The organism is Candidatus Borrarchaeum sp., from assembly GCF_019058535.1.
Lineage (GTDB): Archaea > Asgardarchaeota > Sifarchaeia > Borrarchaeales > Borrarchaeaceae > Borrarchaeum > Borrarchaeum weybense.
This window is the reverse complement of the sequence record NZ_JAHPYX010000105.1, coordinates 1-12,522: the sequence shown is the minus strand read 5'-3', so window position 1 is coordinate 12,522 and position 12,522 is coordinate 1. Positions and strand designations below refer to the sequence as shown.

The window sequence follows — 12,522 nt, the reverse complement described above, 5'->3', positions numbered from 1 at the left end:
TCTTCAACCGTCTTAACCCATGTGAGTTTGCAGTTAAGCCCTATTCGTTTTGAAGCACGTTTGGTCATGAAAACATGTTCTTCGATAGCACCTTGGAAACCAAGGATGCCAATAGATAACCTATTCATGTTGCCCCACGTTCCTGCATCCAAACTTTCAGGTGCTGGCTTTCCAATCCAACCATGGATTTCTTTTCATCTATCATTTTTTGAGCCTCAGCAACAGTAGATGGATCGTCAAAGAAGGTCGTTGCCAGAACGATTGCTTCCGCTCTGCTTGATGGATCTTCCGATTTGAAAATGCCCGAACCAACGAAAATGCCGTCACATCCTAGATTGATCATTAGCGCGGCATCCGCCGGAGTTGCTATGCCTCCAGCGGCAAAATTCACAACTGGCAGTCTGCCCAATCGCCCAGTCTCAGCTACTAGCTCATAGCAGGCCTTTAGATCCCGAGCCATTCGGATCAGTTCCTGATGGTCTTCAGACTCATAGCTTGCTTTTATTGCTCTTATTTCGTTATTGACGAGTCTAAGATGCTTTACTGCTTCTGCTACGTCACCTGTACCTGGTTCTCCCTTAGTTCTTATCATTGCTGCACCTTCTTCAACCCGTCGCAGCGCTTCTCCGAGGCTTCTGGCGCCATCGACGAAGGGAGTTGTAAAGTCCCACTTCCAGATGTGACGGGTCTCATCAGCAGGTGTCAAAACCTCAGATTCGTCAATCATGTCGATGCCAACAGTTTCTAGAATCTTTGCTTCACCTGAATGCCCAATTCGACATTTAGCCATAACAGGAATGGTTACATGATCTAATATCTCTTCGATCGCCTTAAGACTAGCAGTTCGTGCAATTCCGCCAGTTTTTCGGACATCATATGGAAGCCGATCCAAGACCATAACCGCAACTGCACCAGCATCTTCCGCGATCTGCGCTTGTTCCACATTCGTGACATCCATGATGACACCATGCTTCAACATACAGGCAAAACCACGTTTTACTAAGGTCGTACCACGAATAATTTCAAATTCCTCAAAAGTCTCACATCGTATTCCCAATTGCTCGGAAACTGTGCTAACAAACGAGATCATATTAACCCCGACTAAGAGGACTTGAAGAAGATATATATAAGTTAACCTCTAAATATAGGATAGAACCTATATATAGATTAAAGGAAGGCGCGCCCATGGTCCTAGAAAGCATGCTCAAGTGCACCCGCTGTGGAGAAAACTACAAGCAAGATAGATCCCTTCAACTATGTCAAAAATGCAATGGCATATTGTACGTTAACTACGATTACGATTCAATTAGAAAAAAACTTACTCCACAGGACCTTCAGAAGCGTGGCCTAGGCATCTGGAAATATTCAGAAATCCTCCCCATCACAAGCCGATCAAACATAGTTTCTCTCGGAGAAGGAGGCACTTTTCTCCATAGGTGCGAAAGATTAGGCAAAAAGCTTGGCCTAACCAATCTCTTCATTAAAAATGAAACCACAAATCCTACGGGCTCCTTCATTGATCGAGGCACTGCAGTTGCGGTTTCCAAAGCTAAAGAATTTGGCGTTCGTGCCTTAGGCTGTGGCGTCACGGGCAACCTAGGTGCTTCTCTTGCAGCCTATGCCGCCAAAGCCGCGATGCGCTGTCTCGTTTATCTGTCAGGACCTATTGATCAAGGCAAACTTTATCAAATGATTGCCTTTGGAGCAACCATTAGACCTACCAAGACATCTGAAGAAGCCTTAGAAAAAGCACAAAGCATAGGGTCAAACACAATGACGGTCACACCAGCAGATCCTGTCTTTCTTGAAGGAGAAAAAACAACAGGTTTTGAAATCTGTGAACAGCTCGAATGGAAAGCACCAGATCGAATTATTGTGCCGATGGGCAATGGTGGACATCTCTCTATGATTTGGAAGGGACTTAAAGAGTTTGTCTCTTTGGGAATCCTAGAAGACCTCTCCACGACCATGATCGGTGTACAAGCTGCTGGATGTGCTCCAATAGTGCAGGCCTTTCAGAAGGGGTCAATGGAGGTATCACCATCCGACAAAATCAACACGATAGTCAGAGATATATGCTTTAAAAATCCCTTGATGGGCGATTTAGCAGTCAAAACACTGCAAGAGTCAGAAGGGACTGCCTTGGCGGTTACTGACGAACAAATGCTGGATGCTGCACACCTTCTTGCTAAAACAGAAGGAATCTTCGCGGAACTTGCTGCCTCTTCAACCATCGCCTGTGCCAAACGACTGGTGGAGCTGGGAAAAATTGATCCTAGCGACGTCGTTGTTTGTGTAATTACAGGAATGGGACTCAAGGATCCAATTGCCATGCAAAGATTCGTCAAGCGGGCCAAAAATTTAAAAGGATTAATCCATCCAAGTGCAGAAAGAACCTTCTCAACAAAGATAGGTGAAACAAAACAATTAATACTTGAAATCTTATCACAGAGCGAACAATATGGCTATTTTATCTGGCGAGAACTCACCCAAAAATTTGATATCAAAATCAAAATCCCAACGGTATATCAGCATTTGGCAGATTTGGAAAGACTCGTTCTGATTAGACATACAAGAATAGCAACGATTTTTGGGAAGCCGGAAAGAAAGTATTATACTATCACAGATCGAGGAAAGGCTATGTTAAATGCACTAAAGCAAATGAATGCGTCGATGTAGGAAATATTGGCTTATGTCATTTAATCCTTAAAAACATATTAAAAAATAAAGGGAATGGGATTCGATGCATGATAGGCGTCTTGTCTTAACAGTTAAGGGAAGAATAATTCAATTATTGACCCTAGATAAAGCTGCTTGAGCTGTATGAGTATGTCAGAGCCTCTTTACTAAGATATAACTTCTAAACTCATATTAAGTGATGTGTAGGAATGCGTAAGTACACCCATCGAAATTATGTCAACCCCAGTTTCAGCATATTCATCGAGATTTTCTAGCGTTATTCCTCCTGAAACTTCCAAAATGACATTCTTCCGAAATCCTTTCTTAATTAATAATTCAATAGCTTGCTTTACTTCCGAAACACTCATGTTATCTAGCATGACTATGTCGGCCCCAGCTTCAACGATCTTTACGATATCAGCAGGTGTAGTAATTTCAACCTCTATTTTCTTCGAAAAACTGGTCTTTTGTTTTGCAAGTCTAACAGCCTGTTCAACATCCCCAACCAAAGCAATATGATTGTCCTTAATGAGTATCAGATCATCCAGTCTGAACCGATGCGTATCACCGCCACCAATCTCAACAGCTTTCTTTTCAAAATAACTAAACCCAGGCGTTGTTTTTCTTGTAGAGGCAATTCTAATAGAGTTGTTCAATTTCCTTGCGATGTTAAGTGCCAAAGAAGTTAATGTAGCTATTCCACTCATCCTCATTAAGAAATTTAACAAGGTACGCTCACAGTTTAGAATAGATTGTGCTTGTCCTATAAATGCTAGTAACGTATCTCCCCGGCCAATTTGTTCACCATCTTGTCGAATATAAAGAGGGTGTAAATCAAAGAGTTCTAAGATAACTTTTGCAATTTTGGCACCGGCAAAGATGCCTTCCTCTTTTGTGGATACTTTCGCCTCCACTACCATATTTTCATTAATCAATGAGTTAGTGGTGATATCACCATAACCTAGATCACTTTTCATTATCTCTTTTATGAAATCTCTCGTGAGAACTTCGTCCATCAAATGCATCTCCCTAATAGGCGCATTAAAAATTCGTTAAAAATTGAAAGGCCTTTAAATGTATTAAAGGCAAAAGTAAATTGCCATTATGAAAGTTGGACCATTTTTTTGATTCCACTTCTAGCCCTTTCTGCAATTTCATCAGGAACCATACAAACATAATTCTTCTTTACGAGCACATCTCTTATCTTTTCAAGCGTGATTTTTTTCATATTATGACAGATAGCATCATTGAGAGCTGGAATGAAGGTTTTTCCTGGAATTTCTCGTCTCATTCGTTCGACTAGGCCTATCTCCGTCCCTACGATGATAACATCAGACGATGTCTTTTTACTCCATTCGAGCATTTGTTGCGTGCTTCCTACATGATCTGCTATTTTTTGCACTTCTGGATCGCATTCGGGATGAACAACAAGTTCAGCATTAGGATATTTGGTTTTTAGGGAATGAAGTGTTGTAGGATCAAACATTTTATGGACATAACAGTATCCATGCTCAGGAATAGGAATAAGTTCAAGTCCAGAATCCACTTGACGAGCAACATGCCATCCAAGATTCCAATCTGGACCAAAAACTACCTTATCAGTTCCAAGCCTTCTTACAATCGTATCTGCATTCGAAGAAGTGCACATCACATCAGCTTCAGCCTTAGCTTCAGCGAGTGTATTCACGTACAAGACCACCGGAACTCCTGGATGTTTCCGCTTTGCTTCGATTACTGTGTTCTTCGGGCATTGAGCAGCCATAGGACACCTCGAAGAGGGATCCGGAATTAATACCATCTTATCTGGACTTAAGATAGCTGCTGATTCTACCATAAAATCAACTCCACAAAATACAATAATATCTGCATCTGTTTCACTTTGAGCTTTTCTGCACAAGGCTAAAGAATCCCCTAAGTAATCCGCTACTTCTTGGACTTCTGGCCTTTGATAATTATGCACTAACAGAATTGCATTTTCTTTCTCTTTTAATTTTAGAATCTCTTCTTGAAGTTGTTTCATAAATTCACCTCTATGCGCCAATACAAACATGTGTGGAGATATTTTTCAGAGTTCTAACCGCACTCAAAGCTGCAAGATAACTCGTTTTTGGATTCTCAGGACAAGGAATATTCTCAGATCTCGTTATAGCTTCACCAAAATCGCCTTTGATATGTATTTCATGTATATTTTCTGCAATTGTCGGATCAGCAATGACCTTGACAATAGTTCTATCAGCACCAATGCCAGCTAAACTTAATATCATTGAAACATTGACAGATTTGGGAAAATTCTTGGCAGCATCTCTTGCAGTACCTTCGTAAAGAGTAATAGGTTCACTAAGTTCATTGAGTGAAATTTTGTTATCGAGAACATACTTTGAGGTTTCTAATGTACGAACAGGTTTTCTGGTAATCAAATTAACAGAAGTCAGAGTGCCAATTGCAGCACTTTTAACACCATCAAGACCGAGTATTGCGCCAGAAGGAATATAGATCTTCCTATGATTCATATTAGCTAATTTTTGAATTTTTGAGAATAACAAATCGTCAGAGAAAGCTCCTACACTCAATACCATTAAATCCTTTTTGAAACGAATAACTTCTACAGCATATTCTCTAACAGCCTCTTGTGATGCTGCTTCCACAACAAGAGTGACCTCCGGATCGTGAATAAGTTCAGAAAAAGTATTGTATATTTTAAATGGAGTTTTGAGAATTTTAGCGAAATAATTGGCTTTTTCTTGTATTATATCAAAGACACCTACTATGCGAATACCTTCGCCAGCTGAACCCCTCTCTATAGATTGAGTTATTACTTGTCCAATAGCTCCACATCCAATTATTGCAACATTAAGACTCATTGATGATCTCCCTTACATTCCCGTTAGTGATTAATCGGCTAAAATCGATGCTAAAATTGCAATCAGTTCGTTTGATTCATTTCGCAAACAACCATCTGAAGTAAAGGTGAGGAAATTTACTTAAAGACATGTATATATATTTTATGGATAACTTAAAAATATATATCAAAAGAATAAAATTTAAAAAACTGAATAGTTATACTGTTATTTAAATAAATTAACTGATATAAAATATTGGAGTCAACCAGATGGATCCCAATATCCATAACAAGCGTCAATACAAATCTGCAGGCAAAAGAGATGCTAAGAAAGAAATTCTAGACCTTTTAACTGCTGTAGGAGAAGAGGGCATTTTTCAAGCAGAACTCCCAACAAAACTCACCTTGTCAACTACTTATATCTCTATGCTTCTTAAAGAATTAGAAAAAGAGAGCAGAATTATAAAAAGAAAAGAAATCGGGAAAGTTAACCGAATATGGCTTTTTAATAACGCACCAAAAGAGGAATCTGTAAGAGAGCTAGATAAGAAAACACATCTTTATCCAGTTTACTTAGGATTTGTTCCTGCAGCAGAATATGCAGCCCTATTTTTTGCAGAAAAAACTATTTTTAAGAAATATAACATCAATTTAAAGCTAATTCAGTTTCAAAATGTCGAAGATGCTACCTTAGCTCTGGGTAAAGGCATCTTGGATCTGTGTGTGACGCCAGTTATCACGCAAATCGCGGTAGCGCTACGAACTGGCTCTTTAAAAATCATCGCTGGCGCTGGTCGAGAAGGCAGTGCTATTGTGATAAGAAATGATTTGTTTTGCAAAAGTATTTGCAATGTAGATGATTTGAAAGATAAAAGAATAGGCTCATCTAAACTATCTGCAATGGAAATGAATCTAAGAACGATTTTAGAAAACAATGGACTAGATTCTTATGCAGACTGTAAAATAATCTTTTATAATTCGCCTGACGTCATGTATCATGCTCTTAAAACTGGAAAAATAGATGCGGTCTCTATCTGGGAGCCTTACATCACTAAATTAGAATTAGAAAACCTAGGTAAAGTCTTATTGTGGTACTCCGAATCTTTTCCTGAACTTCCATGTTGCACACTTGCGGCTAATGCTAATTTTCTGGAAGGTAATGCATGGTTGATTGACAAATTCATGAATGGGTATTTTGAAGCCTTCGAACAGATTGCCAAAAAGCGTGATATGGCGATCCAATGCGTTGCAAATAAACTAAAAATAAATGATAGACTGGTTAGGAAGGGTTATGATCATTTCATTTATAGTCCATTTATCTCTGAAAAGGATATTAATGCCGTCGTAAGATGTTATCGTTTACGATTAACTGACGAAAGAGAAATTCGAAAGATTTTAGCTTTCTAGATCTTCTATAACCATCGAAAAACTTATTTCTTTTTAAAAACGATTCTAACTGAGATTTCTCAAGCCAGATTATGGACACTCCGTAATACATAATATATTATTATTACCGTTAGTTCTGCTCTTTTGACAAATTTAAGACACCAAAATGAAATCAGGATGTTATTTGAACATATGTTCTAAATTTCGTACGGAAAAAACTATTGACACTACAACAATTGGTTTTTGATTGGTATAATGGGTTTAGTTATTCCTATTTTCCGTTGTTTTTATATGTGAAATGCGCAAATAGTCATACTAAATTAATCGAATTAATAGGTATTTGACAAAAAATCATCACGAAGTTGAGGAATCAAAAAAAAACAAAGGAAGTTCTTCCTATGCAAAAATTGAAACTCCGAGAAGCAGACAAACTGGAAGTCACGATTTTAGAGGATAATTATACAGATCTTCTCTTGCTTCAGAGCACAGATGTACTCAAACGACCTCGAATTCCACCTCCGAATTCACTTCTAGCCGCACATGGTTTGTCATGTCTCATCAAAGTCTATGCGGATTCGGAGATACATACCGTTTTAATGGACGCAGGCATATCAGAAACTAGTCTCCTCCACAATATGGCCATTTTAGGTATAGATCCAACAAAAATTGAGGCCATAGTTTTAAGTCATGGTCATTTTGACCATTTTGGAGGTCTGGTGGGAGTTCTAAAGAGGACTAAGCAGGAAATACCGCTTGTTCTTCATCCAGAGGCTTTCCTCCAGCGCCGTCTTAATATCCCCCGTAGAGAAAAACCGGTGAACATGCCAACATTAAGCGAACAAACTTTGAAGGAGGCTGGAGCATCACTTAACAAATCGAAGAAACCTTCCACAGTAGCATCAGATCTTATCTTAATATCGGGAGAAGTGGAACGAGTGACGGATTTTGAGAAAGGTTTTCCTTGGGCTGAAGCGAAAATTGAAGATAGCTGGATTGTAGACCCTTTCAATGATGATCAAGGGATAGCAGTTAACATCAAGGATCGTGGACTGGTAGTTATCGGTGGGTGCTCTCACGCTGGAATCATAAATACAGTCAAGTATCTCAAGAAAATTTCTCAGACGGATAGTATTCATGCAGTTTTAGGCGGATTTCATCTTACAGGACCGGCGTTTGAGTCAGTCATTGCGCCAACGATTAAGGAAATGAAGAGTATAGGTCCTGATTTTGTAGTTCCTATGCATTGCACCGGATGGAAAGCTATCAACCAGTTCGCCAAGGAGATGCCTGGCGAATTCTTTCTTAATACTGTGGGAACAACTTATGTGTTTCAATAATTAAGGAGCTCTGTAACTTTCAACCATGAGATATAAGCTTTTTTATAGATTTGTTGGCGAGAAGACCACCCAACAAGTTGGGGGGGATTTTAGCTTTGAAACAGCCTTATCTCTTCATTTCTAGAAAAGCTATAATGAATTGAAGGCAGCGGATAACAATCACACTTTCTTAAGTTCTAATACTTAACAGCCAGAAATAACCATTCCCAGCTTTTTTTCTCACCACGCTACCCTCAGACTCAAGAATTTTCAACATCTCTTCGGCTTGTTGGCTCGTTAAATCGAAGGCTTCAGCTACTTCTTTGGTAGCCACTTTGTTATATTTATGAACGAAAACTAAAATGTTTTCACTGGTCGCTTCAGGCATCTTCTTGACTAACTCGTCTCCTGCCAGATCGTTAAAAATTCTTTCAAAAAATTCAAAGCTCCTATATCCGCTCAGAAGCACTCGTTTTCCCTGTCTGTTCGTAATGATAAAAGTTGGGTACGCTTTGCTACCTGAGGCTCTATACTCCTCAAGATCTTCGTAAAAGGCCTGTTCAGCTGAGCTGTTTTCAAGAGCATTGATGAACTTCTCTGAATCTAAGCCTACTTTTTTTGCCAACTCAACCTGTACCTCTCTCTTATGTATAAATCTACGTTCAGCTGATGCTGCTTCCCTCATTCTCCTTAGAAATCTATCGGCTAATTCTGGGTCCTGCATTTGCGCAGCCTTATAAGCTATGTTGGCGGGGTATGTGGAGTGGAATTCTCCTTGCAGATCTTGCCAAACTTGAACATCCACAGGCATGCCATGTCTCTCAGAAGCATCTAACCAGTGTTGTGGAACCTGTTCTAACCACTGTGTTGTAATTTCTTCATCGAGGTCTTCAACGAGCCCACCTGCTTTGAAAAGTATCTTAACTTGGTCTCCGTAGACTTCTTTGATCTTCCTAAGGATAGGCTCAGTTCCCCAACACCACGTGCAGTAGGGATCCTGAAACTCTAGCAACTCAATAATATGGCGTGACACGTGAATACCTTCGTTAGCATCTATAACGCAAGTCAAGGGTTCATAGTTTGAGCGATTATATTTCTATTGATAGAGGTGTGTTCTGGATGGGTGACTACTCACAATTTTTTGGATGGAGCTTCTTACTTTGCCTAATTCAAATTGAGTTATTGCCTGTATACATATGGCCGCTGCTCGCATCAATCGTTAAAATATATTCCAGAAAATTAAATAAAACTTTGATAAGTTTAGAGACTCCTTTACAGTTAGGAGGATTAACAGTTCCCGTTAATGTAGTTTAACTTCACATAACTTCATACTTCTGAAGCTTTCAGACTGCGGGTACACTTTTATAGTTATATGTTGGTGTCTGCCTGCTTATAAAGATGGTGTGACATACTGCTTAGTGTAAGTGACCTATTATGGCTGCTATAACACTTTCTGGGGTTATCATCTCACTCGCAGACACACAGGCTCTGAAAGACCTTATGAGACGATTCAATACCGCTCGAAGGCGTGCCTTCTCTCTGAAACGCCAAGGTGTGCAGACCTGTACTATCGAAACCATCCTTCAGCAAGAAATCGGGCTTAATTCTCGCTATATTAAAGATGCGTATTACTCCATAAAGAATTTGCCTTACAACACCACCTTTGGCGGGTTGAAGAACCAGCGGCTGCGTGAGAAAGGCACTATTACCAAGGAAGAATACAAGAAGCGCCGAAATGCGCTCCTGCTTTCTCACGGAGACCGTACCAAGCAGGGCAATCTCAATCTCAGACTCTATCTTGGCACAATGCAATTGCGCATCAATACCTGTCGCAACGATAAGGATAACAAGTGGATTTTTGCTAAGATATTCATCCCGCAAAAATATCTCGACAAATACGGTAGATATCTGGACGGGTCGCAGCCTTACACCGTACAAATTAAGCGGCGGAACTTTGATCAGGGTTATGACCTACGTATATCCATTAAACTACCTAGTGTGATACGGAAGGCCTCGCGAGCGATGACACTAGACATAAATGCCGGGCACACCGATTTCGCAGTGATGAACAAGGACGATGGCAGGGTTATGTCGATAGGGAGGTTTAATCACTACGAAACACAGCACACCAAGCAAGGAAAGCGTGAACATTTGTTGAATAAACTGGTGGAAAAGATCGGCAACCTTGCGAGACACTACGACGCCGAGGTGGTGGTCGGGCAACTCAATACGGGCAAGTTTTGGAGTTACAGCAAGAAAGCGACGAGAAAAATTCGCCAAATGCCGCAGTACAAGTTTCGACAGCTGTTGAAGCGGTTGGAATTGCAGGGTATAAAGGTGAATGAGAGGTCGGAGGCCTATACCAGCAAGTTAGGGGATGTGATCTCTCAAATAGTAGGTTATGACATCCACAAATGCGCGGCGATGATGTTCGCCCTTAAGGTCATCAACTATGACTTATTCAAGCAGTTGAAGACATTTTTCTTCGGAGTTCCGTTATATGAGGCCTATGGAAGGCGGAGACGTGGACGAAGGAGAAAAAGCGGGCTAACTGCCCCCATCCAGTACCGAATGTTTCTCAAAAGTATGAAATTCTGGATGGCGATGAAGTCCTCAATAATAGAGGATGGAGGCTACCTCCCGATTCCTGGTAGGGAGGGGTTGTCCTTGCTGGACAAATTAAAAGCGCCCTTCCCCTGTCTGACTATCAACATATGGTAACGTATATGAAGATATGGCAAGGTATCGTGACCAGGTGAACTTATTTTGCAGAGTACTGTCAAAAAATGGCTAGAATTTTAAGGATACGGATTTATACAACCAGACACAGGCGGAGAAGACGTTTTTATACACAATTGTCTTTCGTCTATTAAAAAGATTTGGAACTTGCGATATTGTAACAATTAATGAATCTCAACCAGAATGTGATCGTCAATTGGAAAGCTATAAGCCCCTACAACGTTTGCATAGGCTATCAGTTCAGCTTCTCATACATGAGGGAGATTTGTTTCAGATCAAACAAATAATTTTCTTCTTTTCAATTCTAAATATTTTGAAAGAAAAGAAAAGGAGAAAAGACGCACCACTTTTATTCCTTTGACTTTGTCCTACTTTCCTTTGGATCCCCATCTTTCTGAGTTTCGCGTTAGGATTCTAGTTTCAAATAAGAACTAAAATTTCTCGTTACAACCAAAGGATTTAAAAGAGCTGCCTCGCATATGAACGAAAAAGAGTTTTTTTATTGACATTTTAGTTGACTTTTTTTGTTGATTTAGTTCGTTAAGTGGAGGTGAATTTGTTTTGCAGGGTACTGTCAAAAAATGGCTAGATTTCAAAGGATTCGGATTTATAAAACCAGATACAGGTGGAGATGACATTTTTATCCACAATTCAGAAATAAAAGGTGCACATGATCTGAAAGAAGGACAAAAAGTCGAATTCGACGTAGAAGACTCATATAAGGGTCCGAAAGCCACCAATCTCAGAATAATTGAGTGAAGCTGGCTTTAAAAACATTGTAAAGCCTTCCGCAATGTGAATATGTCGAAGATTAATAGAATGGAAGGAAGGATATTCTGACGTTCATTTTTCTGAAAATTAATTCACATCGTACTAACCGCATTAATTGGTAGCTCTATTGAAGAGGTGCACACTGAGAAAGAGTATTTCTGTGCCAGTCGGTCCAGAAGGTTCCTTTTTCAGTTTCACCGGTTTCATAGAATACTTTAGTGCGGCCATTGTATTTTCTTTTTCTAATTCTTTTTTCCCTCAACTCAATTATACGAAATAAAGTGGATTTTAAATAGGATAAATTAGAACATATGTTCAAAGAAATTTGAAGCTCATTTGAGTATAGTGCATTTATCATTTACAGAGACGTAATAGTTTTACACGAGCTCTATTCCATGTATTTCCATTGAGCAATTGCGTAGTATAGGTTTGAATTCTAATGCTATAAGTTTAAATTGATTGTATGACACTATCAGATAACTTTGACTAAGGTAATAACTAAATGTTTTTAAAGACATGATCAGCATTCCAGTTAGGCATTCCAATTTGGAGGTTAATGAACATGGGAATGGAGCCAGGTATGGGATATGATAGTGCGATAACTATCTTCTCTCCAGATGGGAGATTGTTTCAAGTTGAATATGCGATCGAGGCAATAAGACGTGGAACTACTGCCATTGGAATGAAAGTCAAAGGAGTGGGTGCGGTCTTAACGGTTGAAAAGCGAGTTCTCAGCAGACTTGTGGTCCCAGAGAGCGTCGAAAAAATATTCAAAATTGATGAGCATATTGG

The 12,522-nt window shown here is 39.7% G+C and carries 11 protein-coding genes and 1 pseudogene; 7 read left to right on the top strand and 5 right to left on the bottom strand.

All coding sequences use genetic code 11. The features are described 5' to 3' along the window. Positions 1–124: 124 nt before the first annotated feature. Positions 125–1,090: a pyridoxal 5'-phosphate synthase lyase subunit PdxS gene (gene pdxS / locus QVB70_RS05815; protein ID WP_287584329.1), complete on the bottom strand. Its 966-nt coding sequence runs from the start codon at positions 1,088–1,090 to the stop codon at positions 125–127. A gap of 95 nt (positions 1,091–1,185) precedes the next feature. On the opposite strand from pdxS, the gene QVB70_RS05810 reads away from it, so the two are divergent. After that, positions 1,186–2,679, top strand: a complete 1,494-nt coding sequence (locus tag QVB70_RS05810) for a threonine synthase (RefSeq protein ID WP_287584327.1) — start codon at positions 1,186–1,188, stop codon at positions 2,677–2,679. Between the two features lie 167 nt (positions 2,680–2,846). On the opposite strand, the gene nadC is transcribed toward QVB70_RS05810, so the two are convergent. From nadC to QVB70_RS05795, 3 genes are all read right to left on the bottom strand, one after another. Then, positions 2,847–3,695, bottom strand: coding sequence for a carboxylating nicotinate-nucleotide diphosphorylase (gene nadC / locus QVB70_RS05805; protein ID WP_287584325.1), 849 nt, complete (start codon positions 3,693–3,695; stop codon positions 2,847–2,849). Positions 3,696–3,781: 86 nt separating this feature from the next. After that, on the bottom strand, positions 3,782–4,699 hold the full coding sequence (nadA, locus tag QVB70_RS05800) for a quinolinate synthase NadA (protein WP_287584323.1): 918 nt from the start codon (positions 4,697–4,699) through the stop codon (positions 3,782–3,784). 10 nt (positions 4,700–4,709) lie between these two features. After that, on the bottom strand, positions 4,710–5,540 hold the full coding sequence (locus QVB70_RS05795; RefSeq protein ID WP_287584321.1) for an aspartate dehydrogenase: 831 nt from the start codon (positions 5,538–5,540) through the stop codon (positions 4,710–4,712). A gap of 248 nt (positions 5,541–5,788) precedes the next feature. On the opposite strand from QVB70_RS05795, the gene QVB70_RS05790 reads away from it, so the two are divergent. Further along, positions 5,789–6,925 carry an ABC transporter substrate-binding protein gene (locus tag QVB70_RS05790; RefSeq protein ID WP_287584319.1) on the top strand — a complete coding sequence of 379 codons (1,137 nt, stop codon included), beginning with the start codon at positions 5,789–5,791 and terminating at the stop codon, positions 6,923–6,925. 377 nt (positions 6,926–7,302) lie between these two features. Then, the gene (locus tag QVB70_RS05785; protein WP_287584317.1) at positions 7,303–8,241 is read left to right on the top strand and encodes an MBL fold metallo-hydrolase; all 939 of its coding nucleotides are present in this window, start codon (positions 7,303–7,305) and stop codon (positions 8,239–8,241) included. A 169-nt stretch (positions 8,242–8,410) separates the two neighbouring features. Here QVB70_RS05785 and QVB70_RS05780 read toward each other — a convergent pair whose 3' ends face one another. Beyond that, positions 8,411–9,253, bottom strand: a complete 843-nt coding sequence (locus QVB70_RS05780) for a DsbA family protein (RefSeq protein WP_287584315.1) — start codon at positions 9,251–9,253, stop codon at positions 8,411–8,413. 86 nt (positions 9,254–9,339) lie between these two features. Between QVB70_RS05780 and QVB70_RS05775 the strand changes: the two genes are divergently transcribed. The 4 genes and pseudogenes from QVB70_RS05775 to QVB70_RS05760 form a co-directional block, all read left to right on the top strand. Then, positions 9,340–9,534, top strand: a complete 195-nt coding sequence (locus QVB70_RS05775) for a hypothetical protein (protein ID WP_287584313.1) — start codon at positions 9,340–9,342, stop codon at positions 9,532–9,534. 120 nt (positions 9,535–9,654) lie between these two features. Next, a complete protein-coding gene (locus tag QVB70_RS05770) occupies positions 9,655–10,941 on the top strand; it encodes an IS200/IS605 family accessory protein TnpB-related protein (RefSeq protein ID WP_287584311.1) in 1,287 nt (428 codons plus the stop codon). A 579-nt stretch (positions 10,942–11,520) separates the two neighbouring features. Beyond that, complete coding sequence (locus QVB70_RS05765; protein WP_287584309.1) at positions 11,521–11,718, top strand: cold-shock protein; 198 nt, start codon at positions 11,521–11,523, stop codon at positions 11,716–11,718. Positions 11,719–12,292: 574 nt separating this feature from the next. Then, positions 12,293–12,522: pseudogene (locus tag QVB70_RS05760) on the top strand (proteasome subunit alpha); the annotation flags it as partial.

Excerpts from the sequence above, each read along its gene's own strand:
- nadA (WP_287584323.1), bottom strand. The coding sequence starts at position 4,699 with ATGAAACAACTTCAAGAAGAGATTCTAAAATTAAAAGAGAAAGAAAAT.
- QVB70_RS05785 (WP_287584317.1), top strand. The coding sequence starts at position 7,303 with ATGCAAAAATTGAAACTCCGAGAAGCAGACAAACTGGAAGTCACGATT.
- QVB70_RS05775 (WP_287584313.1), top strand. The coding sequence starts at position 9,340 with ATGGGTGACTACTCACAATTTTTTGGATGGAGCTTCTTACTTTGCCTA.
- QVB70_RS05790 (WP_287584319.1), top strand. The coding sequence starts at position 5,789 with ATGGATCCCAATATCCATAACAAGCGTCAATACAAATCTGCAGGCAAA.
- pdxS (WP_287584329.1), bottom strand. The coding sequence starts at position 1,090 with ATGATCTCGTTTGTTAGCACAGTTTCCGAGCAATTGGGAATACGATGT.
- QVB70_RS05810 (WP_287584327.1), top strand. The coding sequence starts at position 1,186 with ATGGTCCTAGAAAGCATGCTCAAGTGCACCCGCTGTGGAGAAAACTAC.
- nadC (WP_287584325.1), bottom strand. The coding sequence starts at position 3,695 with ATGGACGAAGTTCTCACGAGAGATTTCATAAAAGAGATAATGAAAAGT.
- QVB70_RS05795 (WP_287584321.1), bottom strand. The coding sequence starts at position 5,540 with ATGAGTCTTAATGTTGCAATAATTGGATGTGGAGCTATTGGACAAGTA.
- QVB70_RS05770 (WP_287584311.1), top strand. The coding sequence starts at position 9,655 with ATGGCTGCTATAACACTTTCTGGGGTTATCATCTCACTCGCAGACACA.